Source organism: Kitasatospora sp. NPDC086009, from assembly GCF_044540385.1.
Taxonomy (GTDB): Bacteria; Actinomycetota; Actinomycetes; order Streptomycetales; family Streptomycetaceae; genus Kitasatospora.
Window position 1 is genome coordinate 20,312 of the sequence record NZ_JBITSA010000004.1, and the last position, 24,552, is coordinate 44,863.

20 protein-coding genes are annotated in these 24,552 nt (G+C 74.7%); 11 read left to right on the forward strand and 9 right to left on the reverse strand.

Annotated features, from left to right (window positions below):
• Positions 1 to 94: 94 nt before the first annotated feature.
• Both ACIF6L_RS12025 and ACIF6L_RS12030 read left to right on the forward strand, forming a co-directional pair.
• Entirely contained in the window at positions 95 to 928 is an 834-nt protein-coding gene (locus ACIF6L_RS12025; RefSeq protein ID WP_359809158.1) for an EamA family transporter, read from the forward strand.
• A 149-nt stretch (positions 929 to 1,077) separates the two neighbouring features.
• Positions 1,078 to 2,583, forward strand: coding sequence for an MFS transporter (locus tag ACIF6L_RS12030; protein ID WP_396489444.1), 1,506 nt, complete (start codon positions 1,078 to 1,080; stop codon positions 2,581 to 2,583).
• Between the two features lie 273 nt (positions 2,584 to 2,856).
• Here the strand turns inward: ACIF6L_RS12030 and ACIF6L_RS12035 are convergent, their stop codons facing one another.
• From ACIF6L_RS12035 to ACIF6L_RS12060, 6 genes are all read right to left on the reverse strand, one after another.
• Positions 2,857 to 4,083, reverse strand: a complete 1,227-nt coding sequence (locus tag ACIF6L_RS12035; RefSeq protein ID WP_396489442.1) for an MFS transporter — start codon at positions 4,081 to 4,083, stop codon at positions 2,857 to 2,859.
• 107 nt (positions 4,084 to 4,190) lie between these two features.
• Positions 4,191 to 5,687: a GMC family oxidoreductase N-terminal domain-containing protein gene (locus ACIF6L_RS12040; protein WP_396489440.1), complete on the reverse strand. Its 1,497-nt coding sequence runs from the start codon at positions 5,685 to 5,687 to the stop codon at positions 4,191 to 4,193.
• Positions 5,684 to 6,184, reverse strand: coding sequence for a hypothetical protein (locus tag ACIF6L_RS12045; RefSeq protein WP_396489438.1), 501 nt, complete (start codon positions 6,182 to 6,184; stop codon positions 5,684 to 5,686). The genes ACIF6L_RS12040 and ACIF6L_RS12045 overlap by 4 nt, the downstream gene beginning before the upstream one ends.
• Positions 6,184 to 7,602, reverse strand: a complete 1,419-nt coding sequence (locus tag ACIF6L_RS12050) for an aspartate aminotransferase family protein (protein ID WP_396489436.1) — start codon at positions 7,600 to 7,602, stop codon at positions 6,184 to 6,186. The genes ACIF6L_RS12045 and ACIF6L_RS12050 overlap by 1 nt, the downstream gene beginning before the upstream one ends.
• Positions 7,595 to 9,058: an NAD(P)/FAD-dependent oxidoreductase gene (locus tag ACIF6L_RS12055; RefSeq protein WP_396489434.1), complete on the reverse strand. Its 1,464-nt coding sequence runs from the start codon at positions 9,056 to 9,058 to the stop codon at positions 7,595 to 7,597. Before ACIF6L_RS12055 ends, ACIF6L_RS12050 begins: the two co-directional genes overlap by 8 nt.
• Positions 9,055 to 10,032: a glycosyltransferase family 2 protein gene (locus ACIF6L_RS12060; protein ID WP_396489432.1), complete on the reverse strand. Its 978-nt coding sequence runs from the start codon at positions 10,030 to 10,032 to the stop codon at positions 9,055 to 9,057. The genes ACIF6L_RS12055 and ACIF6L_RS12060 overlap by 4 nt, the downstream gene beginning before the upstream one ends.
• A gap of 715 nt (positions 10,033 to 10,747) precedes the next feature.
• On the opposite strand from ACIF6L_RS12060, the gene ACIF6L_RS12065 reads away from it, so the two are divergent.
• The 7 genes from ACIF6L_RS12065 to ACIF6L_RS12095 all read left to right on the forward strand — a co-directional run bounded on the left by ACIF6L_RS12065 (position 10,748) and on the right by ACIF6L_RS12095 (position 19,604).
• Complete coding sequence (locus ACIF6L_RS12065) at positions 10,748 to 12,214, forward strand: MFS transporter (RefSeq protein ID WP_396489431.1); 1,467 nt, start codon at positions 10,748 to 10,750, stop codon at positions 12,212 to 12,214.
• 49 nt (positions 12,215 to 12,263) lie between these two features.
• On the forward strand, positions 12,264 to 13,616 hold the full coding sequence (locus ACIF6L_RS12070) for a carotenoid oxygenase family protein (RefSeq protein ID WP_396489429.1): 1,353 nt from the start codon (positions 12,264 to 12,266) through the stop codon (positions 13,614 to 13,616).
• A 141-nt stretch (positions 13,617 to 13,757) separates the two neighbouring features.
• Positions 13,758 to 14,546, forward strand: a complete 789-nt coding sequence (locus tag ACIF6L_RS12075; protein WP_396489427.1) for a hypothetical protein — start codon at positions 13,758 to 13,760, stop codon at positions 14,544 to 14,546.
• 76 nt (positions 14,547 to 14,622) lie between these two features.
• Positions 14,623 to 14,868, forward strand: coding sequence for a serine hydrolase (locus tag ACIF6L_RS12080; RefSeq protein WP_396489425.1), 246 nt, complete (start codon positions 14,623 to 14,625; stop codon positions 14,866 to 14,868).
• 379 nt (positions 14,869 to 15,247) lie between these two features.
• Positions 15,248 to 16,231 carry a hypothetical protein gene (locus ACIF6L_RS12085; protein ID WP_396489424.1) on the forward strand — a complete coding sequence of 328 codons (984 nt, stop codon included), beginning with the start codon at positions 15,248 to 15,250 and terminating at the stop codon, positions 16,229 to 16,231.
• 203 nt (positions 16,232 to 16,434) lie between these two features.
• A complete protein-coding gene (locus ACIF6L_RS12090; RefSeq protein WP_396489422.1) occupies positions 16,435 to 17,505 on the forward strand; it encodes a polysaccharide deacetylase family protein in 1,071 nt (356 codons plus the stop codon).
• Positions 17,506 to 17,510: 5 nt separating this feature from the next.
• Positions 17,511 to 19,604, forward strand: a complete 2,094-nt coding sequence (locus tag ACIF6L_RS12095) for an N-acetylmuramoyl-L-alanine amidase (protein ID WP_396489420.1) — start codon at positions 17,511 to 17,513, stop codon at positions 19,602 to 19,604.
• A 10-nt stretch (positions 19,605 to 19,614) separates the two neighbouring features.
• Here ACIF6L_RS12095 and ACIF6L_RS12100 read toward each other — a convergent pair whose 3' ends face one another.
• Together ACIF6L_RS12100 and ACIF6L_RS12105 are read right to left on the reverse strand one after the other, a co-directional pair.
• Positions 19,615 to 20,421 carry a polysaccharide deacetylase family protein gene (locus ACIF6L_RS12100; RefSeq protein WP_396489418.1) on the reverse strand — a complete coding sequence of 269 codons (807 nt, stop codon included), beginning with the start codon at positions 20,419 to 20,421 and terminating at the stop codon, positions 19,615 to 19,617.
• Between the two features lie 158 nt (positions 20,422 to 20,579).
• Complete coding sequence (locus tag ACIF6L_RS12105) at positions 20,580 to 21,086, reverse strand: carboxymuconolactone decarboxylase family protein (protein WP_359840278.1); 507 nt, start codon at positions 21,084 to 21,086, stop codon at positions 20,580 to 20,582.
• Positions 21,087 to 21,665: 579 nt separating this feature from the next.
• Between ACIF6L_RS12105 and ACIF6L_RS12110 the strand changes: the two genes are divergently transcribed.
• Both ACIF6L_RS12110 and ACIF6L_RS12115 read left to right on the forward strand, forming a co-directional pair.
• Positions 21,666 to 22,085 (forward strand): hypothetical protein, encoded by a 420-nt coding sequence (locus tag ACIF6L_RS12110; protein ID WP_352286422.1) that lies wholly within the window; start codon positions 21,666 to 21,668, stop codon positions 22,083 to 22,085.
• A gap of 256 nt (positions 22,086 to 22,341) precedes the next feature.
• Positions 22,342 to 23,664, forward strand: coding sequence for an ALF repeat-containing protein (locus ACIF6L_RS12115; protein ID WP_396489415.1), 1,323 nt, complete (start codon positions 22,342 to 22,344; stop codon positions 23,662 to 23,664).
• Positions 23,665 to 23,758: 94 nt separating this feature from the next.
• Here ACIF6L_RS12115 and ACIF6L_RS12120 read toward each other — a convergent pair whose 3' ends face one another.
• The gene (locus tag ACIF6L_RS12120; RefSeq protein ID WP_396489413.1) at positions 23,759 to 24,490 is read right to left on the reverse strand and encodes an SDR family oxidoreductase; all 732 of its coding nucleotides are present in this window, start codon (positions 24,488 to 24,490) and stop codon (positions 23,759 to 23,761) included.
• Positions 24,491 to 24,552 lie beyond the last annotated feature (62 nt).

Genomic DNA, 24,552 nt, shown 5'->3' on the forward strand with positions numbered 1-24,552 from the left:
TGTACCCCGCGGTCGTTCCGGTAACCCGCCCTGGTCATTCTGTTGTACCGTGAAGTCGTTCCACTGATTGACGAAGTGCATCGAAGGACGTGCTGTGACCGCTCTGCTGCTGGCCCTGTGCAGTTCCCTCGCCTACGGCTGCGCCGACTTCCTGGGCGGTATGGGCGCCCGCAAGGCCCACGTCCTGCGCACCGTGATGATCGCGGCCCCCGCCAGCCTGGCGGTCGAACTCCTGCTGTGGCCCTTCCTCGGCGCCTCGTTCAGCGCCGCCGCCGTCGGCTGGGGCGCCGCTTCCGGCATCGCCTCGGCGGCCGCGTTCGTGCTGCTCTACCGGACCCTGGCGATCGGCCCGATGAGCGTGCTGTCGCCGGTGACCGCGCTGGTGTCCGCCGTGCTGCCGGTCGGGGTCGGCCTGGTACAGGGGGAGCGGCTCTCCGCGGCCGGGCTGGTCGGCCTGCCGCTCGCGCTGGTCGCGGTCGTTCTGGTGAGCGCCGGGAGCGAGGGCCCGGTCCGGCCCTCGCGCGGCGCCCTGCTGCTCGCGTTCGGCGCGGGCGCGGCCATCGCCCTGCAGCTGATCTGTCTGCACCAGGCGCCCTCCGACAGCGGGTTGGCACCGCTGCTCACCGGCCGGGCCGTCTCCTCGGCCGCCACCCTGACCGCGGCCGGCCTGCTGTACCGGCGGCTGGGCAGCGAACGGCCCGCGTACGGGATGTCGGCGGCCGCGGGGGTGCTGGACTCCCTGGCGAACCTGCTGTTCCTGCTCGCCGCCCGCAGCGGCGACCTCGCCGTCGTCGCCGTCATCACCGCCCTCTACCCGGCCGGCACCGTCCTGCTCGCCCGGGCCGTGCTCGCCGAACGGATCCACCGCCTGCAACTCGTCGGGCTGGCAGCCGCGGCCGTCGCCGTCAGCCTGCTCGCGCTGACCTGACCGACCGCCTCCCGGGGGCGCCGGACGAGCGTGCCGGGGGCGCCGGGCCGCGTGCTACGGTGGCGGCACCGGGAGTAAAAACGCGAGCCACTCGCGCGCATACGCGGTCTCCGACGAGCCGCCACTTCTTCACCTCGAAGGAGTGCGCCGTGCCCACCCGCCGTCCCCGTGAAGCCGCCGAGAGCCTCGCTGCCCCCGCCGAACGTCCCCGCTCGCCGCGCTCCCTCCGCGAGGCCTGGACCGCCCTCGCCGGGCTCTCCGCCGTGTTCCTCTTCGAGATGCTCGACAACTCGGTCCTCAACGTCGCCCTGCCCACCATCGGGCGCGAGCTGTCCGCCTCGGCGACGGCCCTGCAGTGGGTCACCAGTGCGTACGTCGTGGTGTTCGGCGGGCTCATGCTGGCCCTCGGGGCGCTGGCCGACCGGGTCGGCCGGCGCAGGGTCATGCTGGTCGGGCTGGTGCTGCTCGGTGCGGCGAGCCTGGCCACCGCGTTCGTCACCACGGTGGAGCAGCTGATCGCCGTCCGCTCGGCGATGGGGATCGCGGCCGCGATGACGACGCCGGGCTCGCTCGCCCTGGCGTTCCGTCTGTTCGACGAGGACGGCCTGCGCGTCCGTGCGACGACACTCATCTCGACGGTGGGGCTGGTCGGGCTCGCGATCGGACCCACGGCGGGCGGTCTCGTCCTCGCCGTCGCCCCGTGGCAGACCCTGCTGCTGGTCAACGTGCCGATCGCCGCGCTCGCCTACCTCGGCATCCGGCGCGGCATCCCGGCGGACCGGGCTGACGACCTGCACCGCGACCCGGTCGACGCCGCCGGCGCGCTGCTCGGCACGGCGACGGTCGTGCTGGCGCTGGTCGCACCGACGCTCTTCGTCGAGCTGGGCGCCCGCTCGCTCCTCCCGTGGCTGACCTCGGCGGTGGCGGCCGCGGCGGCCGTCCTCTTCGTGGTCCGCGAGCGGTCGGCCCGCCACCCGCTCCTCGACCTCGAACTGGTCGCCCGCCCACTGGTGTCGAGCGGCCTGGCCTTCAAGGGCGCGGCCGGACTCGCGACCGCCGGGCTCGGCTACCTGGTGACGCTGCACCTGCAGCTCGACCTGGGCTGGACGCCGGCGCAGGCGGCGCTCGGGATGCTGCCGCAGGTCGTCGTCCTCATCGCCGGCGGTGCCCTCGTCGGCCCGCTGATCAAGCGCGTCGGTCTCGACCGGGCCGCCTGGCTGAGCGCCGGAGCGGTGGTGTGCGGACTGGCCGTCTACGGGCTGCTGGGCCGCTTCGGGTACCCGTGGGTCGCCGTCGCGCTCGCCCTCGCCGCGGCCGGCATGCGCGTGGTCGGTGTCGTCGCCGGGACCAACGTGATGCGCGGCCTCCCCCGGAACCGGACGACGGTCGGTGCGGCGCTGGTGGACAGCGCCGGTGAGGTCGCCGCCGCGGTCGGCGTGGCGGTCGGCGGCACCGTCCTCGCGGCGCTCGTCACCGGTGGCCTCGCCGCCCCGGACCGGGACGCCCACCGGAGCGCGGAGTTCCTGGACGCGGTCGGCTGCGCCGGTCTCGCGCTGACCGCCGTGGCCGCGCTGCTCGTGGGCTGGGGAATCCGCCGGGCCCGGGTCGCGGACCGGGGCACGGGCACGTCCGCCGCCGAAGCGACGGCCGGGTAGCGGCTGCTCCGAGGGCGCGGACGTGGCCGGGCCGCCATGCGCGGACGGGTCGACCGGCAGGCACGGGACGGCGACTGGGGCGGGGGAGCGACCGGCATGCCGATCGAGGGGCCAGGGCCGGCCGGCCTCGGTGCGGCTGATCGGGTACGGCGTCACGAGCTTCGACCGGCCGCGGCAGGTCGTCGGGTTCGTGGAGCCGCACGGTTCGGAGGCCTTGCCGTAGGCCGCCGCGAGCCCGGGTGACAGGACCCCGCCGGGTCCTGTCACCCGCCGTCAGGACGACGATCCGGTGGCGCTCCGGTCGGAGGCCTTCCCGGTCGCCCGGGTCAGCCACCAGGTGGCGGCCAGGCAGATCGCGGCCAGGACGAACAGGACGACCGGCACCATCCGGACCTCGAAGAGCTCGATGGTCCTGCCCAGCGCCGGTCCGGCCGCCACCCCGCCGACCATGGACGCGGCGATCACCAGCGCGCCGGCCCGCCGCGCGGCCGGTACGGCGCGCCGCAGCCACGGCAGCCCGGTGGGGAAGATCGGCGCGATGAACAGGCCCACGCCCGCGTACGCGAACGGGGCGAGGCCGGGCACCACGGCCGCCAGCAGGCAGAGCGCCATGCCGGCGCAGCTGACGGCGATGATGGCCGGCTCCGGCCAGCGCAGGGTCAGCGGCGCGACCAGGAAGCGGCCCAGGGTGAGCATCAGCCAGTAGACGGAGGTCGCGGAGGCGGCGAGTGCGGCGCTGTAGCCGACGGTCTCCAGGTGGGTGGGCTCCCAGCCGCCGACGCCGGCCTCCACCGCGACGTGCAGGACGTAGAGGACCACGAACGCGGTGAGCAGGGCGGCGGTCCGGCGTCCGCGTGGGCCCGTGGACCGGTCGGTGGTCTGCTCGGCCGGGTCGTGGTCCGTCCCGGTGGTCCGGTCGCGCACTCCCGTGAGCGGGATCAGCAGTGCGGCGGCCAGGACGGCGCAGCCCGTGAAGACGGCCGGGTAGCGGTCGGCGCCGAGCAGGCCGATCAGGGCGGGGCCGGCGATCGCGCCGATGCCGAAGTGGGCGTTGAGGATGTTGAGCATGGCCGGGCTGCGCCGGCCGAAGCCGGTGGCGAAGAGCTGGTTGAGGCCGTAGTCGAGGCCGCCGAAGCCGAGGCCGGTGACCAGGGCGCCGAGCAGGGCGAGCGGCCAGCTCGGGGAGAACGCGAAGGCGACGCTCCCGAGTGCCATCAGGGCGTAGGAGGCGCGGAGCAGGGCGCGGTTGCCGATCCGGCCGAACGCCCGGTCGAAGGCGAGGACGCCGGTGACTCCACCGATGAAGTGGGCGCTCAGGGCGAGTCCGGCGCCCGAGGGCGAGAGCCCGAACTCCTGCCGGAGCGCGGGCAGGGCCGGTCCGTAGAGGGACTGGAGGGCGCCGATGAGGACGAAGCCGACGCAGGACGCGACGACCGCCGGGGTGCTGAACGCCCGGTCGGGCCGCAGGGCCGTGCCGGGCGGGGTGGGGAGGGTGTGCACACGGATCTCCGGTGGGTGGGACGGTACGGGACGGGAGCTGCCGGGCCGGTCCCCGGCCGGTGAGGGCGGGGGCCGGCCCGGCAGTCGGGACCGGGTCGGGCGGTGGGTCAGACCGCGGGCGGGCCGTTCAGGAAGCGGGCGGCGATCTCGTGGGCGAAGGCCATGATCGTTCCCTGCGGGCTGATGCCGGTGACGCCCGGGAGGACGGCGGCGTCGCTGACGTACAGGTTCCGGAAGCCGTGCGGGCGGCCGAGTTCGTCGCACACACCGCCCCGGTCCGGCCGGCCCATCCGGCAGGAGGCCATCGAGTGGACGGACACCAACTGCCAGTCGCCGGGCCCGACCCCGGCGCAGAAGGCCTCCACCGCGGTCAGGTCGCGCAGCGGCGCGGCGGCGGCGACCGGGGGGAGCAGTTCCACGGCGCCGGCGGCCAGCAGCAGCCGCGCGGTGTCGTGGAAGGCGGTGCGCAGGGCGCGGTGGTCCTCGTCGGTCATGCCGTGCCGCAGGAGGACCCCGCCGAGCGGGGTGGCCGTGACCCGGGCCCGACCGCGCAGCCTGACCTGGGTGGTGTAGACGGCCGTCCGGTCGAGCCCGCCGAGGACGCGTTCGACCAGCTCGGGGGCGTGCCCGGCGAGGGCGGCGGCCAGGCTGCCGGGGCTCAGGTTGGACGGCATGACGAGCGTGCCGCGGTCGCTGAACTCCTGGACCTGGGTGGTGAAGATCGTCCCGTCGAGGGCGGACACCCGCTCGTCGAAGCGGGCCACCGTCCGCAGGTTGACGTGCAGGGCCAGCTCGCGGCCGGCCCGGTGGGGGTGGATCCCGCTGCGCTGCAGCAGGGCGGGGGTGCCGATCGGCCCCGCGGCGCGGAACACCGTCCTGGCCCGGTGGTACGCCCGCCGGCCGTCCTCGTCGACGGTGAGGACGCCGTGGACCTCGCGTCCGTCGTGGCGGATCCGCAGCGCCCGGGTACCGGCGACGATCCGGGCGCCGAGCGCCTCGGCCTGCGGCAGGTACGTCAGCGCCATGCTCTGCTTGGCGCCGGTGGTGCAGCCGGTGGTGCAGCGGTTGCTCCGGCGGCAGCCGTGCAGGGCGCGGTGGGCGTGCTGCCAGCGCCAGCCCAGCCGGTCGGCCCCGTTCGCGAGCAGCACGGAGTCGCGGTCGCCGCCGTCCGGCAGCTGGGGGCCGACCCGCAGCCGCTCGGTGATCCGCCGCAGGTGGGGCGAGAGGTCGGCGGCCCGGTAGCCGGAGACGCCCGAGAGGGCGGCCCAGCGGTTGAGCAGGGCGGCGGGCGGCTCCCACAGCAGCCCGCCGTTGACCACCGTCGTCCCGCCGACGCACCGGCCCTCGCCGTACGCGATGGTCGGCCGGCCGAAGACCGGTGTCAGACCGCCCTGGCGGTAGAGCCTGCGCATGTTCTCGGCCGGTGTGGCGGCGGCGAGTTCCGCGGTGCCGACCCGGGGGCCCTCCTCGATCACGGTGACGTGGTGACCCGCCTCCGCGAGGTCCCGGGCGACGGTGCCGCCGCCGGCACCGGAGCCGATCACCAGGACGTCGGCGTCGTGGACCGTGCGGGGGAGGGGGAGGCCCGGCAGGGCGGCCGTCACGGGGCGGCCACCCGGGGCGCGCGCCGGACAGCGGAACCGGGGGCGCCGGGCCCGCCGGGGTGTCCGTCGAGGGCGCCGTACAGGGCCAGTGCGGTGCTCGCCCGGATGACCTCGGCCACCCCGGGGAGGCGGCCGAGCCGTGCCATCCCGGTGCGGTCGGCGCTCGCCGGGGCCAGTCTGAGGCTGTGGCCGGTCGCGCAGCGGAACAGCGCGGGCAGGGCGCGCAGGGCGGCGGCGTACCCGAGCCGGTAGGGCAGCGGGAGGAGCGCGACGCTGCCCCGCACGTGCCGCTCGGCCGCCGCGCCGGCGGCCGGATCCCGCAGGCAGGCGTAGTGGCGCGCCCAGTACGCGGGCAGGGCACTGGCCCGCAGCGCGCGGTCGACGTGCCGGTCGGAGCCCCGGAGCGGTTCGGAGCCCCGGAGCGTTTCGGGGCGCCGGGCAGGGCCGGTGGTCGGGGCGGTGGTCGGGGCGGTGGTCGGGGCGGTGGTCCGGTCCATCAGGCGGTCACCTTCTCCTTGACGAATCCCGCCAGCAGGCGGCTCGCGCCCTGGGCGAGGACCTGGTCCAGGGCGGTCAGGAAGAGGTCGACCTCCTCCGGCCCCGCGACCAGTGGGGGCGAGGCGATCAGGGCGATCTCCCGGTTGGAGCCGTAGTAGGTCAGCACGCCGTGGTCGCGGTAGAGCGCGGCGATCACCGCCGCGGTGAGCAGTTTGGGCAGCGCCCGGGGGTCCTTGGCGAAGGAGCCGGGCAGTGCGGCCCGGATCCGGTCGGGGATCCGCGGCCCGCCGCGCAGGAGGAGGCCGTGCAGGGCGCCCCGGCCGCGGGTGCCGGCCACCAGCCGGGGGTGGCGCTCGACCAACTCGGCCAGACCGTTGCCCAGTTGGGCGCCTATCCGGCCGGCCCGGCCGGGGAAGTCCTCGTCGACGGCGACCGCGACGGCCTCCAGGGCGGTGGCGGTCTCCTCGCCGAACCCGTAGTACGTGGTGCTGTGCAGGGTCGCGTCGGCGAGGTTGTCGTAGGCCTGGCGGAACACCGGCTCGCGTGCGACGTAGCAGGAGATCGATGCCTTGCCGCCGCCGAAGGACTTGGACATCGCCAGGACGTCCGGCACCAGGCCGGGGTGGTGCATGAAGTGGAACAGCTCCCCGGTCCGGCCCCAGCCCGTGTAGACCTCGTCGAAGACCAGCACGACGTCGAGTTCGGTGCAGATCCGGCGCACCTCGCGCAGGAACTCCGGGGAGCACTCGCGCAGGCTGGACGCGCTGAACGGCTCCAGGACCACCACGTAGACGTCGCAGCCGCCGTCGGACCCGCGGTGCCGGTCCAGGGCCGCGGTGAAGGAGTCCAGGTCGCCGAAGGCGAAGGAGTCGGTGCCGGGGATCTCCGGGAACGGGAAGTGGATCTCCGGGGAGGCGGTCAGGCTGCCGGCGCCCAGGAGCTTGCCGTGGAAGGCGATGTCGGTGTGCAGCACCGTCCCGCGCCGCCCGCCGTGGTACTTGTAGGCGAGCTTGACGGCGCCCTCCACCGCCTCCGCACCGGAGTTGGGGAAGTAGCTCACGTTCAGGTCACCGGGCAGCAGGGCGGCCAGGTTGTGGCCGAGCGCGGCCACGTACGGGGAGAAGTAGTTCTTGTGCACCTCCATCCGGCCCTCCTGCCGGAAGCGGTCGCGGACGGCGAGGATCCGGGGGTGGTTGTGGCCGTGGTTCAGGACGCCGACGCCGCCGGTGAAGTCCAGGATCCGCCGCCCGCCGACCAGGTGGATCCAGGCGCCCTCGGCGTGGTCCACCAGGTCGCGGCCGAAGCCGAAGGAGCCGATCAGCGCGACCTGGCTGCGGCTGACGTGCGCGCCGTACAGCTCGTGGATCCGCTCGATCCCGAGGGTGGCGCACTCGTCGAAGGTGATGAGGTCACTCATGGGCTGCTCCGTCGGTGTTCGGGTTCGTCGCCTGGCGCCGGCCGGGTTCCGGTGAGGGCTGCGGCCGCTCGCGGACGGCGTGTTCGAGGTGTTCGGCCATCAGGAGGGCGGCCTGCCGCCCGCCGCGGACGGCGTAGTTGGTGCCCCGGTCCTCGGGGAAGACCTGGGCCATCCCGGCGAGGTAGAGACCGGGGACGCGGGTCCGCAGCGGCGGCATGGTGCGGGTGTAGCCGGGGGTGACGACCGGCTGGGCGTACTCGGCGCGCCAGACGTGGTAGCCCTCGACCCAGCTCCGGTCGAAGCCGGGGAACATCCGCCGCAGGTGCGGCAGGCTGTACTCGAAGACCTCCCGGTCGCTCATCCGGTAGAGCTCCGCGTCGGCGGGCAGGTACTTGGACAGGTAGACGACGTGGCGGCCGCCGTAGCGCCCGGGGTCGTCCATGTTGGTGTGCTCGATGACCCCGACGTACGGGAAGGCGGGGTCGTTGACGTTCAGCCAGTAGGTGTCGGAGAGCCGGCGGTTGTTCTCCAGCACCAGGCAGACGTTGGCCAAGTACCGGATCTGCCGCAGCTGCCTGGTCAGCGCCGGGACGGCCGGATGGTCGGCCCCGGGCGTCGCCAGCAGGCGGGCGGTCTGTTCGGGGGCGGTGGTGACCAGTACCTGGCGGGCCGGGTGCGGCCGGCCGCCGGCCGACACCGCGGTCAGGCCGCGTCCGTCCGCGTGCAGGGCGTCGACCGGGGTGCCGGTGCGCAGGTCCACCCCGAGCGCGGTCAGGCGGTCGACCAGGGCGGAGAGCAGCGCCTTGCTGCCGCCCCGCAGGTAATACAGCGTCTCGCTGCCGGACTTGGTGCGGCTGCCGCCGCGCAGGTGCAGCTTGGTCCACATCCAGGTGGCGCCGACCTGCGACGCGTAGGCGCCGAACTTGCCCTCCAGCAGTGGGCGCCAGACCACCTCGAAGACCCGGCGGCCGCCCAGCGAGATCAGCCACTCCTCGGCCGTGCGGTGCTCCAGCTCCCGCCAGTTGCGCACCCGGCCGGCGCGCAGGGCCAGCAGGCCGAGCCGGATCCGGTCGCCGAGGGCGAGTGGGGTGAACCACAGCACGTCGATCGGCTTGGAGAGCTTGAAGATGGAGTTGGCGTAGTACAGGCCGGTACGGGTCAAGTGCGGCTCCACGGCGTCGGCGATGCCCAGCTCCTCGCAGAGCCGCAGGATGTCGGTGTCGGAGGAGAACCAGTGGTGGTAGAAGCGCTCCAGGTCGCGGCCGCCGACGTCGAACGAGGCCGCGAGGCCGCCGACTTCGTCCTCCGCCTCCAGGACGCGGACGCGGTGCCCCCGGGCGGCGAGCTCCAGCGCGGCGGACAGGCCGGTGAAGCCGGCGCCGACGATCACGGTGTCGACCGGCTCCTCGGGGCCGAGCGCCGCCGGGGCGGGCGTGGTGTCGACGGTGGTGGTCACCGGGCCACCCCCGACACGGCCGCCGCCGCGGGCAGGTGGGCCCTCGGTACGGGGTCGATGCGTTCCCGGACGACGTAGGGCGGACGGTCCTGGACGTGCCGCAGCGTGGCGTTCACGTACTCGCCGAGGATGCCGAGGGCGATCGCCTGGGCTCCGAACGCGAAGGCCGACCACGCGGTCCTCGGGTCGCGCCGGAGCAGGCCGAGACCGGCGCCGGAGGTCATCGCGGTGAGGCCGACCGCGGTGGTCGCCCGGACCGGCACGGCCGAACCGGAGATGATGCCGCGACGGGAGAGTTCGAGCATCTTGCGCAGCGTGTACTTGGACTCGCCCGAGGCCCGCGGGTCGCGGCGGTACTCGACCGAGGTCTCCGGCAGGCCGGTCCAGCTGACCGCCCCGCGCAGGAAGAGCTCGTGGTCGGCCATGCCGTCGAGCAGGTCGACCACGGCGCGGTCGAGCAGCCGGAAGTCGCCGGTGTCCAGGGCCACCGGATGGCCGGAGATGCCCTGCAGCAGGCGGTAGTAGGCGAACGCCGAGGCCCGTTTGGCGACCCCCTCGCCCAGTCGGCCGGTGCGCCGGGCCGAGACCACCGACCAGCCGTCCCACCAGCGGGAGACCAGTTCGGGGATGAGCTCGGGCGGGTCCTGGAGGTCCGCGTCGATGAGCACGACGGCGTCTCCGGCCGCCTCCCGCAGCCCTGCCAGGCAGCCGGCCTGGTGGCCGAAGTTCCGGCTCAGCCGCAGGGCCCGGACGCCGTCGGAGGCGGCCGCGAACTCCTCCAGCAGCGACCAGGTGCCGTCGGTGCTGCCGTCGTCGACGTAGACGATCTCGTACGTCACGCGGCGGCCCGGCCGCAGCGCGCGGGTCAGCCGGGCGTGGGTCGCGCGGAGCACCGATTCCTCGTTGAAGCAGGGCAGGACGACGGTCACCAGGGCCGTGGTCGCTGTCCTCGGTGAGACATGACGGGTGGGCATGCGACATCTCCTCTGTGCGAGTGTGTTTGATTTCGCTCGAACAAGGTGGCGCTGTTCGCTCAGGTCTGGGTTCGTCTCAGGGCCGGAACCGTCGACGGTTCGGTCATCCTGGAAGGTCATGACGGGGGCTCCGCTGCGGCACTGCAGCGGGCGTTCCGAACACCCGCAGCCCGATGCGCCAACAGTAAACACAATCGAACGCAACCGCACGGATTCCGGAGTTGAATCACCATCACATCGGCCCGCACCGACGGGAATCGGCCATCCTCCGGCCGGACCGCCCCACCCGGGTCCGCTCCGTGCCCCCGCACCGCCGCCCGCCCGGACCGGAATCACGGGACCCGCCGCGAACAGGCACGTCGGCGCCCCCTCGGCCGGCGGCTCCGGCCGCGCGCCGGAGCGGCGGCGGTGCTCCGGACGGGGCGGCGCGGGCGGGAGGTGCGGCGCGGGCGCCACCGCGGGGGCCCGCCATCAGGACCGGAAACCGCCGCCGGGGCTGGACAGCTTGGCGGATACCCGCCGTCCGTCGCGGTGTCCGACGCCATCCCCGCGCCCGCGCGTTACCGCGTCCCCGCGCAGGGCCGCACCCCTGCCTGCGCCCCCGGGTCGGGCCCGGCCGCGGCTCGGCCCGGGTGGACAGCGGTGGACAGGAGTGAACAGTCCCCGCCCCCGCCGGACCTGGAGAGTGGACAACGCTCCGCACGAGTCTGTGCCCATGACCGATGCACACACGCACACCGACCGGGCCGGACCCCGGGCCACCCGGCCGGGAGCCGCCCTCGCGGCGCTCGCGGCGGCCCAGTTCACCGTCATGCTCGCCACCTCGATCGTGAACGTGGCCCTCCCGCAGATCCGCACCGGCGTCGGCCTGTCGGACGGCGGGACCACCTGGGTGGTCAACGCCTACGGCCTGGCCTTCGGGGCGCTGCTCCTGGCCGGCGGCCGGGCGGGCGACCTCCTCGGCCGCCGCCGGGTGCTGATGTCCGGCCTCGGGCTGTTCGTGGCGGCCTCGCTGGCGGCCGGCCTGGCCACCACCCCGGGCGTACTGATCGCCGCCCGCGCGGCGCAGGGCCTCGCCGCCGCCGCGATCGCGCCGGCCGCGCTCGCCCTGGCGATGGGCCAGTTCCCCTCCGGACCCGGGCGCGGCCGGGCGCTGGGCGTGTGGGGCGCGGTCTCCGGCGCGGGGGGAGCGGGCGGCGTCCTGCTGGGCGGTGTCCTCACCCAGGCCTGGGGCTGGCCCTGGATCTTCCACTCGGTCGCGCTCGGCACGGCGCTGGTCCTGGCCGCCGTCGCGGTGCTCGTGCCGTCGGAGGCCGGCGCGCGGACCGGGCGGTTCGACCTGCTGGGCACCGCCACCGTCACCCTCTCGCTGACCTGCCTCGTCTGGGGCCTGACCACCGCACGCGGCGCCGGCTGGACGGACACCCGGGTGCTGGGCGCGCTCGGCGCGGCCGCGGCGCTGTTCGCGGCCTTCGTCGTGGTCGAACGCGGCCGCCCCGACGCGCTGGTGCCGCGCCGACTGCTCACCACCGGCCGGGTCGCCGCGGGCAACCTGCTGATGGCGCTGCTGGGATCGGTCTGGATCGCGCTGTTCTTCTTCCTGCCGCTCTACCAGCAACAGGTGCTCGGATCCGGGCCGCTGGCCACCGGCGCGGGCCAACTCCCGCTCGCGGCAGCCAATATGATCGGTGCGTCGCTGGCGCCCCCGATCGCCCGGCGGCTCGGCGCCACCGCGACCGTCACCGCGGCGCTTCTCACCGAGGCCGCCGGGCTGCTGTGGCTGTCACGGATCAATGCGGACGGAAGCTACCTCGCCGACATCCTCGGCCCGAGCGTCCTGGTCGGCCTCGGTCTGAGCGTCGCCTTCGTCCAGCTCACCGCGCTCGCCGTGGACGGCGTCCCGCCGCAGGACGCGGGCCTGGCCGGCGGCCTGGTCAACACCACCCGACAGGTCGGCGGCGCGATCGGCCTCGCCGCCCTGGCCACCCTGGCCGGTTCGGTCACCGCCGGCGCCGCCGGCCACGCGTCGCACGCGGCGGCCCTCACCAGCGGGTACCGGGCAGCCTTCCTCGTCTCCGCCCTCGTCCTCGTCGTCAGCGCGGCGCTCGCCGGGTACCTGGCCCGCCGCCCGGTCCGCGCCCCGGCGGCCACGGCCGTTCCGCTCCCGCTGACCGGTCGCTGACCACCGCACAGCCCCCGACCATCCGCTACCACCGAGAAGGAACCCCGCCATGAGCACCGAGAAGCCCTACCTGACCGGTCACTTCACCCCCGTCGTCGACGAGGTCACCGCCACCGGCCTGACCGTGGAGGGCCACCTGCCGCCCGAGCTGACCGGCCGGCTGCTCCGCAACGGCCACAACCCCAAGCCCGGCGTCACCCCCACCCACTGGTTCAAGGGCAGCGGCATGGTGCACGGCATCCGGCTGCGGGACGGCCGCGCCGAGTGGTACCGCAACCGCTGGGTGCGGACCCCCGCCCTGGACGGTGCCCCCTACCTGACGGAGCACGGCCCGGACCTGACCGCCAGCGCCGCCGGCACCCATATCATCGAGCACGCCGGGCGCCTCCTCGCGCTCTGCGAGGCCAACCTGCCCTTCGAACTCACCCCGGAGCTCGACACCGTGGGCGCCTACGACTTCGGCGGCAAGCTGACGTCCGCGATGACCGCGCACCCCAAGGAGGACCCGGTCACCGGGGAACTGCACTTCTTCGGCTCCTCGCCGTTCCCGCCGTTCCTGACGTACCACGTCGCCGACGCCAAGGGCGAGATCGTCCACACCGCCGAGGTCCCGGGCGCGAGTGCCGCCCTCAAGCACGACTTCGCGCTCACCAGCGGCCATGTGGTCTTCATCGAGGGCAACGTCACCTTCGACCCCGCCGAGCACTCCGGCATCCCCTACAGCTGGAGCGACACCCAGCTCTCCCGCATCGGCATCATGCCGCGCGGCGCCGACGGGGCCCGCCACGTCCGCTGGTTCTCCATCGAGCCGGGCAACATGCTGCACGTCGGCAACGCCTACGAGGACGGCCGGGGCCGCGTCGTCCTGGAGGGTCCCACGGTGGACCGCGAGGGCTTCCGGCTCTCCTGGAACTGGTGGGTGGGCGCGCCCGGGCGCGGCACCGAGCCGGTCGCCCGCTCGCTCACCCGCCGCTGGGTGGTCGACCTGGCCGCCGGTACGGTCGACGAGCAGATCATCGACGACCTCGCGGTGGAGTTCCCGACCCTCAACGAGCGGTACCTCGGCGCCGAGAACCGCTACCAGTACGCCATCTCCTTCCCCGACGAGCAGGGCTTCGGCGGCTACGGCGTCGTCAAGTACGACCGCACCACCGGTGCCCGGCGGATCCACCAGGTCGGCGACGCCCGGCTGCCGAGCGAGGCGGTCTTCGTGCCCGCCGGCGGTGCCACCCGCGAGGACGACGGCTACCTGCTGACGGTCGTGTCCGACCTCAAGCAGGACGCGTCCCAGCTGCTGGTCCTGGACGCCTCCGGCCTGGACCGGATCGCCACCGTCCACCTGCCGCACCGGGTGAGCGCCGGGCTGCACGGCTCGTGGATCCCGGACGCGATCGAGGGGTGACCTCGGCGGCGAGCGCGGCGGCCCGGGCAACGGTTCATCCGTTGCCCGGGCCGCCGGTTTCAAACAGTGTTTGAAACCGGCCTGGGTCGCGCTATTGTCATGATCAGTAAATCGCACACGGCTCGGAGGGGGGTGGTGACGATGGACATCGTTCTGTTCAACGTGACCACGGCGGCACTGATGGTGCTGATGTTCAAGGGCGGTCTCGCCCTGGTCGGCCAGAACACGCTGACCGCGCGGCGGATCCCCTGGGCGGCGGTCGCGCTGACCGCGATCGCGCTCGGTGGCGTCGCCCTCCAGCTCTGCTGGTCGGGGGCGATGGGAGCGTTCGACGCCGACCCGGCGAAGTCCGGCTGGTGGCGCGTGGTCACCTCGGTCTTCATGCAGAACGGCGGCATCGGCGGTGCGGCCTGGAACATCGCCACCCTCGCCGTCGTCGCGGCCTTCGCCGACTGGTTCTGGGGCGCGCCGCTGACGCTCGGCCTGTTCGCCGCGGGCATCCTGCTGCCCGAGCAGATCGACAAGCTGTGGGGCCAGACCTCGCACAGCACCGACCCGCGCAACTTCGCCGGCAGCTCGGGCGCCACCTACTTCCTCGGCGCGACGCTGGCCGCGGCCCTGCTGCTGCACGGCGGGGCCGACCAGCGCCTCGGCCGGGCCGGTGGCGAGGGCGACCGGGCCGCGGCCGGCAAGGCCGTCCGCATCGACCGGCTGCTCGCCTTCGGTGTGCCCGCGCTGGGGCTGGCGATGTGGTTCGCCCAGGAGAACGGCCACGGGCTGGTCTCCGCCTACGGCTTCGTCCTGGGGGCGCTCGCCTGGGCCGCGTTCCGCACGGTGCTCCACCCGGACCGCGACCTGCGGCAGGCGCCGCGCAGCACCGTCGGCGCGCTGACCGGCCTCGTCGGCCGCCGGGCCGGGAAGGCGGGCTAGCCGCCGACGCCGCCCCCGCGCGCCGGGCCACCGTGACCACGAGCGAGAGAGCACGTCGGAAGACCTGCGCCGGGACGTGTCGAAGCTCGTCGACCACCAGGTGGCCAGGATCCTCGAAGCGACCGACCGCGACGTGCCCCGGACGACCGGCCTGACCAACCCGCCCGGCGTCACCATGTCCTACTCCACCACCGCCTGGAACGTCTTCGGCCGGATCGTCGAGGTGGTCACCGGCGGAACGTGGGACGAGGCGCTCAGGGAGCTGCTCCGCACCCCGCTCTTCGGCGTCCGCGCCACCGCCCGGTCGGGGCGGGACGCGTAGCACCTCCCCGCAGACGAGCAGTCCGGGACCCGGGCCGTACCCGCCGATCGGCGGGTACGGCCCGCGGTGCTGTCGGGCTCGCGCTGCGTGGCCCTACGAGCCCGCCCGCTCGTCCCGGCCGGCCTCCGCGCCCGGGTCGAACTTTCGGTTATCCCGGCGCCCCTCGCCGGTCTCCTGTTCAGTGCGGCCGGTTCCCTCGGCTCGCACGGCACCGTGCCGTCGGCCGGAGAGGAGGAGGGAGCGCCCCGTGAGAGGCCGCACCGTCGGCGGCGCGGAGCGCGACCCGGACGCCCCGGTGTCCGCCGCCCAGGCCTGACCGAACCCGCCCCGCACCCGCTCGTCCAAGCGCCGTCCCGCGCTCACCCGGAAAGACCCGCCGATGTCCGCTGCTGTTCGTTCGTTCTCCCCTGGTTGGGCACTGGCGTCCTGCGTGCCCGCGCTGCTGGTCGCCGGGCTCGTCGGGCTCGTCGCGTGCGGCCCCTCCGCGCAGGCCGGGCCGGCGGTGGCCTCCGGCACCTCGGGCACCTCGGGCGCAGCCGGGAAATCCGGGAAATCCGGGATGCCCGGGATGTTCGGGATGGACCACGGAGCGATGACCGCCGGGCCCGCCGCGATGCCGGGGGTGCCCGGGACGCCCGCGCCCGCACGGGGCCTCGCCGCCGAACAGGACGGCTACCGCCTGGACCTCAGCAGCGCGGAGCTGCCCGCCGGCCGGGCGACGGCCTGCTCGTTCACCATCACCGGACCGGACGGCGGGCCGGTCACCGACTTCGCCGAGCACCAGAGCAAGAAGCTGCACTTCTACGCGATCCGCTCCGACCTCACCGGCTTCCAGCACCTGCACCCGACGATGGCCGCCGACGGCACCTGGACCGCCGACCTGTCCGCCCTCGCCCCCGGCGACTGGCGGCTGTACACGTCGTTCCTGCCGAACACCGGCCCGCGCGCCGGCGAACTCGTGCTCAGCCGCACCGTGACCGTGCCCGGCGCGGCCCCGGCGGTGCCGTTGCCCGCGCCGGCGGGCAGCACCACCGTGGACGGCTACACCGTCGACCTCCGGAGCGAGCCGATGGCCGGTGCGCACCGGCTGACCGCCACCGTCAGCCGGGACGGCCGGCCGGTCACCGACCTCCAGCCGTACCTGGACAGCTACGCCCACCTCACCGCCTTCCACCAGGGCGACCGGGCGCTGGCCCACCTCCACCCGACGGGCCGGGTCGACGGCGAGCACGGCGGTCCGACGCTGACCTTCATGGCCCTGCTCGGGGCGCCCGGGAACTGGCGGGTCTTCCTGCAGTTCCAGACCGCCGGGCAACTCCACACCGCGGAGCTGACGCTGAACGTCGCCGACCCCGAGGAGTAGCAGGCCGCGGCCCCGCAGCCACGGGCCCGTGGCCCGAACGGGCGGCCGCGGACGGGGTCGCCCCGCTCGCACGTCTGTCGGGTCCCTCGCCCCGGCCCGGTCGACGGAGCGTCCGGGCGGGGCGGCTCCGGTGGTTGAGCCGATCGGATGGCGGTTCGTCCGCGCTGCGCCGCTGCGCGAGTGGTGCTGGCTACGGTGAGCGCATGCGACGAGGTGTGCGGATGTGGCCGGTGGTTCTGGGGGTGTGTGCGGCGCTGCTGGCGCCGGGGCCGGTGTCCGCGATGCCCGCCCCGCCGGCACCGACCGCGCCGACCGGCGGTTCGGCGCCGGCGGGGCCGGACTGCGAGCGCCTGGCCTGTGTGGCGCTGACCTTCGACGACGGGCCCTCCGCGGCGACGGCGGAGCTGCTCGACGATCTGGCCGCCGCCCGGGTGAAGGCGACGTTCTTCGCCGTCGGGGATCAAGTGCGCTCGTGGCCCGACCGGTTGAGGCGTGAGGCGGCGGAGGGCCATGTGATCGGCAACCACAGCCTGACCCATCCGCGTCTCGGGGCGTCGACGCCCGCGCAGGTGCGCGCCGAACTGGCGGGCGGCGAGCAGGCGATCGCCGAAGTCCTCGGTGAGCGGCCGGAGTTGGTGCGACCGCCGTACGGCTCCTTCAGTGCCGAGGTCCGCAGGTTCGGGCACCCGCTGGTGCTGTGGGACATCGACACGCGGGACTGGGACCACCACGATCCGGCGCAGGTCCTCGCCCGGGTCGAGGCCGGTGCGCGACCGGGGTCGGTCATCCTGATGCACGACACCGAGAACCAGCGCGAGACGCTCGCCGTGGTGCCCGAGCTCGTCCGCCGTCTGCGCGGGGCCGGCTACACCCTGGTCACCGTGCCCGAACTCTTCGCCCCGGCCACGCTCGTGCCCGGCGGCGCCTACCGCGACCGGGCCTCCGCCGTCCGCCCGGTCGAGCACCCGCAGCCCTGGGACACCGCACCGGCGAGCAAGGAACAGGACTCCGCCGACGCGGTCGCCGGCACCCTCGTCTGGCAGCACCCCACCGGCGCGCCGGACGGAGCGGCGGAGGCGGAGACCGTGGAGAGCGGCCTGCGCCCCGGCGAGTGCCGCACCCTCGTGTCGCCCGGTCCGCCCGCGTACGCCGTGCGCAATCTCACCGGTCACGACATCGAGCTGCACGACCGGCCGGACTGCACCCGTCGGACCGGGACCGTCACCCCGGGCGAGGAGATCGTCGGCGAGCTGTACAGCGTCCGGGTCCTCTGAGCCCGATGGGCCACGACTCCTTCTCCCGGCGGCTGGTGGCGATCGCGACCGGCCGGTGGGCGGCCACGGCCGGGCCCGCCGCCCCGGCGCCACCGGGCCGTCCTTCGTGCTCCGGAGGTCCGGCCCGGCACCGGGGCGCGGCCGTGCTGACCGCCCTGGCCACCGCGGCCTGCGTGGTCTGTCCGGCCGCCGCCCGCGCCGACGGCGAGCCCGCGCGGGAGCGCCTCCTGCAGCGGCAATTCACCTCGGCAGCCGGGGAGTTCGGCGTGCCGGTCGGAGTACTCCTGGCACTCGCCTACCAGGAGAGCCGCTGGGAGTCCCACCAGGGCAGGCCGAGTACCACCGGGAACCACGGCGTGCTGGGGCTGACCGACGTCGACGTCGCCGCCGCCAACGCCGTCAACGCCGCCAACGCCGTCAACGCCGTCAACGCCGACCACCCGGCCCGGCGCGGCGCGGCGGGCGCCGCGAAACCCCGGGTCACGGACTCCCCGGCGCTCCACACGCTCCGCGCGGCGGCCGCCCTGATCCACCGCCCGGCCGAGGAGGTGAAGCGGGACACGCTGCAGAACCTCCGCGGCGGCGCGGCCCTGTTGGCGGGATACCGGAACGCGCTGCCGGGGCCGGTCCGCGACGGCGCCGGCGGCTGGTACGAAGCGGTGACGCGTTTCGGGCGCGGGGCGGGTGAGGACGAGCCGGGCCGTCGGTTCGCCGACCGGGTCTTCGAGACCCTGCGCGTGGGCGCGGAGCGGACCACCTCCGAGGGGGCGCGGGTGAGGCTCGCCGCTGAACCGGACCTCGTGCCGCCCGCCGCCCGGCCGCACCGGCCCGCCGAGCAGCCTTCGGCGCGACCTTCGCGACGGGCCGACGGGCCGGTCGCCGAGTGCCCGGACGAGCTCGGGTGCGACTTCGTGCCCGCCGCGTACGCCCTGGCCGACCCCGCGGACCCGACGTCATGGGGGAACTACAACCCGGCCGACCGCCCCGCCGACGGCCTGCGGATCCGCACTCTCGTGCTGCACGACACCGAGGGCGGCTTCGACGGGGCGATCGAGTACTTCCAGGACCCCCGGGCCCAGGCCAGCGCGCACTACCTCGTCCGTGCCTCCGACGGCCACGTCACCCAGCTGGTGGCCACGCACGACATCGCCTGGCACTCCGGCAACAAGACCGTCAACATGCACAGCATCGGGATCGAGCACGAGGGCTTCGCACTCCCCACCGACCGGCCCACCTGGTACTCCGAGCAGCTGTACCGGTCCTCCGCGGAGCTGGTGCGCCACCTCGCGGCCCGGTTCGCCGTGCCGCTGGACCGCGAGCACGTCATCGGCCACGACGAAGTCCCGGCGCCGACCCAGGCGGCGGTGTCCGACATGCACTGGGACCCGGGCCCGTACTGGGACTGGGAGCACTACTTCGAACTGCTGGGGGCGCCGCCCGGGCCGGCCGACGGTCCGCCGCGGCCGGGTGACACGGTGGCCGTCGTCGCGCCGCTCGTGGCGACCGGGCCGCTGCCGCCGCAGGCCCGGGAGCTGCAGGCGCGCAACGCCGTCCTGCTGCGCACCGGGCCGGCCGCCGACGCGCCGCTCGTCAACGACGGGTCCACCAGGCCCGACGACTGGAGCGACACCGCCGTTACCGGCGCCCGCTACGTGGTGGCCGGGCGCGAGGGCGACTGGACGGCGATCTGGTACGACGGGCAGAAGTGCTGGTTCCCCGATCCCGCGGGCCTGAGCACCCGCCGCGTGGGAGCGGCCGGCCGTACGCTGCTCACCCCGCGCCCCGGACCGGCCTCGGTCCCGGTGTACGGCCGCGCCTATCCGGAGGCCTCCGCCTACGCCGACCACCCGGCCGTCGACCCGCCGCCGGTGGTCGCCCTGCGGGCCACCCTCCCGGCGGGCCAGGTGTACGTCGCGGCGGACGAGTCACCCCGGCCGGCCGACTTCTTCCAGCAGCGGACGATCCGTACCGACACGCCCGACAGCCGGATCCTGGTGGTCGGCCGCGACACCTACTACGCGATCCGCTTCGACCACCGGCTCGCCTTCGTGCGGTCGAGCGACGTGCGCGTCGTCCCGCCCACGGCGGAGTCCAAGTGACGGCCGCCGGTCAGGCAGTCGGGACGGTGAACCGGTACCCGGCGTCGACGAGCCGGGGCAGGTAGTGTCGGACGGCGGCGACGGTCTGCGAGCGGTCGGCCGGCCCGCCCCGGGCGGGCAGGAACTCGGGGGTGAGGCAGCCGTCGTGGTTGAGGACGATCGAACCGGTCCGGGCCTCGGCGAGCACCCGGTCCACGATGACGTCGGCACCGGGGTTCGACCAGTCCTCCGGGTCCACCGACCAGGAGACCGGCCGCAGTCCGAGGTCCGCGCAGACGGCCACGGTGGCCGGGGTGAAGTGGCCGCCGGGGGCCCGGAACAGCGTCGGCCGTCGGCCGGTGACGTCGACGACGAGCTCGGTGGTGCGCTCGATCTCCGCCCGGATCCGCGGCTCGGACAGATCGTCGAGGCGGGGATGGGACCAGGTGTGGTTGCCCAGGACGTGGCCCTCCTCGGCGACTCGGCGGGCCAGACGGGGGTACTTCTCGACGTTGGCGCCGATCACGAAGAAGGTCGCGGTGACGCCGTACTGCCGTAGGACGGTGAGGAGTTCGGCCGTGGCGTAGGGGCCGGGGCCGTCGTCGAAGGTCAGCGCCATGGCCATCGGTCCGGCGTCCACGTACTCCTGCGGCCCGGAGGGGGCGCCCGTGCTCTCGCCCGGAGCCCCGCCTGTGGTCGCGGTCTCCGTGCCGGGCGACCGGGGCGGGCGCGGCCCCGCCGCGCCGACGGTGGCGCCCGCGCCGCAGGCCGTGGCGAACGCCAGGGCGGCGGCCCTGAGCAGGGGGCGTCGTGCGAGCTGTCCGCGGTGAACCGTCATGGCCGCAGTATCGGTGTCGGCGCCCCGGCGCCGGGTGGGGCACGCCCGGGCGGCCCGGCGCCGGGCCGCACGACCACCCGGGCGGCGCTTGCGCGGTGAACGGCGGGGCAGGGCGCCCGGATCCACGCCGCACGCGTGGCCGGGCGCCCCGGTGGGGCCTACTGCCACGGGTCGGTGAACGACCGCCCGGGTACCGGCTTGGCGATGAGCGCCACCGCGATGAAGAAGTTCACCTGGCCGATCGCGAACATCAGGGTGGCGAGCGCCCGGGCGTCGTAGTGCTCCGTCGCCCGGCCGTACAGCTCGTCGGAGACCCGCTCGCCGTGGACGGACGGCTGGAGCACGGCCTCCACCAGCGCCAGCGCGGCCCGCTCCGCACCGGTGAAGTACGGCGAGTCCGCCCAGGACGCCACCGAGGTGATGCGCTCCTCGGACTCCCCGGCCTTGCGCAGGAAGCCGGTGTGCAGCACGGTCAGGTAGGTGCTGCCGACGATCTGACCGGCCCGCAGCTGGACCAGGCTGATGGTGGTGCGCGGCACCGAACCGTTGCCGGTGGCCCTGAACAGCGCGGCCGACACCTCCGCCAGCTCGGGCACGAGCTGCGCCGGGTCCTCGGTCATCCGCGGCGCCATCGGGACCTCTGCCGTGATCGATCGCGTTTCCATAAGTGCCTCCTCGGGGCTTTCACACGGTCACTGCTGCTTCGACGGACGGCGGCGGGAAGATGTGACAGCGGCCGGACGCCAAGTTCGCCGGAGTCGTCCGGCTCCCGGGCGGCGTTGCCAGGCGCTGCTGCCTCTTCCCGCGGCCGGACAGCGGATCCTCCGGTGAACGCTCCCCCCAGGTGGGGCAATTCGGCCGATCTACCCGGTGACGGGCCAGCCGATGACCTGGTCGAGCTCGAGGTCGCGGAGGACGGCGTCGTCCAGCCTGACGCCGGTGGCGTCGGTCAGCCCCTGAGGCCGGGCGCCGGTGAGGACCAGACCCAGTCGTGTCAGCCCTGGAACGCGACTGTCGTCGGCAACCGCGGGCTCCGGCGGTGCCGACCAGGCCAGAAGGACGCGCGCGGGTCTGACAGGGGAGTCAGGTTCTGTTCCGGGTCGACGGGACCTTCCGGTGAACTCGACGGGGTGCGGCTCCCGTTGATACCGGTGAGGGCCCGGCGGGTGGGCGCCGGGTGGGCTGCGGCCCGGGTGGACCGGTGCGCCGACGAGGCCCGGTCCCGACCAGTCAGGAGCAGACGCATGAACAAGATCAAGGCCGCGGTCGTGGCCGCCGCCGCCCTCGCCGGAGTCGGGCTGGGCGCGGCTCCCGCGTCGGCGGGTGACATCGGTGTCCCCGGACACTGCAGCGACCGGCAGTTCGGCGGCACCTACCTGTGCGGCGGCGCCTACGGCGACGGCGTGACGTACTTCGGTTTCCGGGACGGCACCAGCGAGATCTTCGTGATCGGGACCGACCACGCCGTGTGGACGCGCTGGACGACCAACAGCTCCGGCAAGCTGAGCTCCTGGACCTCCCTGGGCGGCTCCTTCACGAGCAAGGTCGAGATCACCCGGCAGACCCTCGGCGGAGCCTTCACCATCACCGCGCGCGGCGACGACAACCGCCTGTGGTCCCGCGACCGTGACCAGAACGGGAAGTGGAACGGCTGGCACAACTAGGAACGGCCGGTACCGGCACGTCCTGATCGTGGTGGGGGAGGCCCGGAGAGCGGTTCACGGCCGCTCCGGACCTCCTCCTGCGTCAGCTGCCGGAGCGGAGGCGGTCGGTGCTCGCGGCCCGGGTCGTCGGAGACCCAAGGACCGGGACGTGACGGAAATGTGTTCGCGTGTGAGGGGTGGTGTCGCGATACGATCACCCGGCCGACCACCGCGCAGCCGCGTCGGGGTCGTCCGTCTTCAGATCCTGAGGTGACCGTTGAAGATCCGTCGTTCGCTCGCTACCGCCGTCCTCCTCGCCACGGCCGCCGCGCCCGTCGCCCTGGGCAGCACCCCGGCGTTCGCCGACAGCGCCCCCGCGGGGCAGGAGCAGACGGACCCGGCGGGGACGAAGACGGACGACGAGAACCGGGCGGCGATCGAGAAGCTGCTCGTCTACCCGAACAGCTACCTGCTCACGGCGCCGAGCGAGTACCTGCGCGAGCACGCGGCGGCGGCCCTCGCGGGCACCCCCGAGGACCGGGCGCGCTTCCTCGCGTCGCAGGTGGACCGCATCCGCCGGGACGACGCGCGGATCGCGATCTCGCGGATCATGAGCGCCGGCGGTCCGGTCGTGCAGAAGGCCGCCAACGCCGTGTTCCCCCTGGATGACATCGAGGCGTACCGCGCCTTCCTGAACCACGGCCAGTACGAGGCGCGGGCCGAGGACGAGAATCGCGCCGAGGTGCAGCGGATCCTCGACGACCCGAAGAGTGGGCCGGGTGTGCGCGAGGGCGCCCGGAAGGCGCTCGCGGGGAGCGCCGCGGATGTCGAGCGGTTCCTCAAGACAGACCTCAAGAAGGCCGGTGAGGACGACGACCGGGTCCTGCTCGGCCAGATCATGGCCGTCGGTGGCCCGGCGGTGCGGGCCGCCGCCGGCGCCGCGCTCGACGGCACCATCGACGACGTCCGTGCCTTCCTCAAGGTCGGCCAGTTCGTCGCCCGGGCCGAGGACGAGAACCGCGCCGAGGTCCGGCGGATCCTCGACGACGCGGGTACCGGCCGTCACGTCCGGGAGGCGGCCGAGAAGGCGCTCGCCGGCAGCGCGGCGGACGTCGAGCGCTTCCTGAAGGCGCAGCTGGAGCCGCTGCGGGAGAGCGACGACCGGATCCGCGTCTCCCAGATCGTCGAGACCGGGACGCCCGAGGTCCGGAAGGCCGGCCTCGCCGCGCTCGAAGGCACCGCCGCGGACGTCCGGGCCTTCCTGGCCGAGGGCCGGTTCACGGCTCGTGCCAAGGACGAGGCTGCCGCGAAGGCCGCCGCCGAGGCTGCCGCGAAGCCCGCCACCGGGGCGGTGCAGAGCACGTCCGGCACCACCCAGCCGGTCCCCGCGGTGGTTCCCGCCGCGGTCACCTCCGGTACGACGGCCACGACAGCCACCTCGGCCACCGTCCCCACCGCGGCCGTCCGGGGCACCGGTACCGGCACGCTGGCCGCCACCGGCTCGACCGCTCCGCTCGGGGAGCTCACCGCCGCCGCCGGCGCGGCCGTCCTCCTGGGCGCCGGCGCGGTCGTCGCCTCGCGCCGCCGCTCGCAGGCCTGATCCACACCCCCCTCGCCGACCGGTGCGCCGCTCGCGCCGGTCGGCGAGGTGTTTCCCGGGCCCCGACCGGGCCGGCCGCACCGGCTGCGCGGACCTACCCCTGGGCGGTGGGGCGGACGACGATGTCGCTCACATCGACCCCGTCCGGCTGCTCGATGGCGAAGGCGATGGCGCGGGCCACCGCGTCCGGCGGGAGGGCGATCTCCATCAGCTTGTCGATCTGGGGCTTCACCGACGGGTCCATGTGCTCCGCGAAGTCCGTGCGGACGGCGCCGGGCGAGACGACGGTGACGCGCAGGCTGTCGCCGGCCTCCTGGCGCAGGCCCTCCGAGACGGTCCGTACGGCGTTCTTCGTCGCCGCGTACACCGACTGGAGCGGCACGATGCGCAGGCCGGCGGTGGACACGGTGTTGACGAAGTGTCCGGAGCCCTGCTCCCGGAAGACCGGCAGGGCCGCGGCGATCCCGTACAGGACGCCCTTGAGGTTGACGTCGATCATCTGCTCCCAGTCCTCGACGCGCAGGTCGTCCAGAGGGGAGATCAGCCCGACCCCGGCGTTGCCGACGAGGACGTCGAGCCTGCCGTACCGGTCGCGGGCCAGCTGGACGAGGCCGGTGAGGTCGCCCTGCCGCGTCACGTCCGTGCGGATCCAGGCGGCCTCGCCGCCGGCCTGTTCGATACGGGCGGCCAGGGCCTCCAGGCGCTCTGTGCGGCGTGCCCCGAGGACCACCTTCGCGCCGCGCGCGGCCAGCAGGAGTGCGGTCGCCTCGCCGATGCCGCTGCCGGCGCCAGTGATCGCCACGACCTTGCCTTCGATTCCCGACATACGGGACCGTCCTTCCGGAACAGGGGAACAGGGGAACAGGGGAACAGGGGAACAGGGGAGTA

Coding starts and splice junctions, on each gene's coding strand:
- ACIF6L_RS12050 (WP_396489436.1), bottom strand. CDS start 7,602: ATGAGTGACCTCATCACCTTCGACGAGTGCGCCACCCTCGGGATCGAG.
- ACIF6L_RS12075 (WP_396489427.1), top strand. CDS start 13,758: ATGGACATCGTTCTGTTCAACGTGACCACGGCGGCACTGATGGTGCTG.
- ACIF6L_RS12110 (WP_352286422.1), top strand. CDS start 21,666: ATGAACAAGATCAAGGCCGCGGTCGTGGCCGCCGCCGCCCTCGCCGGA.
- ACIF6L_RS12095 (WP_396489420.1), top strand. CDS start 17,511: ATGGGCCACGACTCCTTCTCCCGGCGGCTGGTGGCGATCGCGACCGGC.
- ACIF6L_RS12120 (WP_396489413.1), bottom strand. CDS start 24,490: ATGTCGGGAATCGAAGGCAAGGTCGTGGCGATCACTGGCGCCGGCAGC.
- ACIF6L_RS12100 (WP_396489418.1), bottom strand. CDS start 20,421: ATGACGGTTCACCGCGGACAGCTCGCACGACGCCCCCTGCTCAGGGCC.
- ACIF6L_RS12085 (WP_396489424.1), top strand. CDS start 15,248: ATGTCCGCTGCTGTTCGTTCGTTCTCCCCTGGTTGGGCACTGGCGTCC.
- ACIF6L_RS12090 (WP_396489422.1), top strand. CDS start 16,435: ATGCGACGAGGTGTGCGGATGTGGCCGGTGGTTCTGGGGGTGTGTGCG.
- ACIF6L_RS12070 (WP_396489429.1), top strand. CDS start 12,264: ATGAGCACCGAGAAGCCCTACCTGACCGGTCACTTCACCCCCGTCGTC.
- ACIF6L_RS12045 (WP_396489438.1), bottom strand. CDS start 6,184: ATGGACCGGACCACCGCCCCGACCACCGCCCCGACCACCGCCCCGACC.
- ACIF6L_RS12060 (WP_396489432.1), bottom strand. CDS start 10,032: ATGCCCACCCGTCATGTCTCACCGAGGACAGCGACCACGGCCCTGGTG.
- ACIF6L_RS12065 (WP_396489431.1), top strand. CDS start 10,748: ATGACCGATGCACACACGCACACCGACCGGGCCGGACCCCGGGCCACC.
- ACIF6L_RS12105 (WP_359840278.1), bottom strand. CDS start 21,086: ATGGAAACGCGATCGATCACGGCAGAGGTCCCGATGGCGCCGCGGATG.